General features: G+C 61.7%; 1 pseudogene. It reads right to left on the bottom strand.

Annotation, left to right across the window (positions count from 1 at the left end):
* Positions 1-91: 91 nt before the first annotated feature.
* Positions 92-452, bottom strand: a pseudogene (locus tag AC1RPN_RS08410) (hypothetical protein); the annotation flags it as partial.

The raw sequence follows: 452 nt of genomic DNA, 5'->3' as shown, positions 1-452 counted from the left end.
TCGATCGTGAGCACTCCCCCGGCTTGCCGGCCCGGCTGGGTGATGTCTGCGGTGATACGTGGGTCGACGTCGGTGGGATGGAAGGCGGTGATCACGACTGTGTCACCGCGACGCCACCGGCGGTCAAAGCAAATTCGGTCACCAATTGTTCATACGTCATTCCGGCAGCAGCTGCCATCGTCGCCAGGTTCCCTCGCCGTGACATGCCCGGGAGAGTGTTCACCTCCAGGAACCAGGACTCACCCGCCGCGTCGACGAGGTAGTCCATTCGGACAAACCCCGTCAGCTTCAGCTTCCGATACAGAGCCGCGGAACGCTCTTCGATGAGGTCGATCAAGCTCGTTGCGAGGTCGGCCGGGCACACGTGCCGACGGGCACCTGCGTCATGCTTGATGCGGTAGTCGTAGAAATCGCCGTCGTGATAGGTCGCAAGGATCGGGAAGATCTGCAAC

This window comes from Dellaglioa sp. CoH-57-MRSF-20 (genome assembly GCF_056781955.1).
This window is presented reverse-complemented; position numbering and strand designations above follow the sequence as displayed.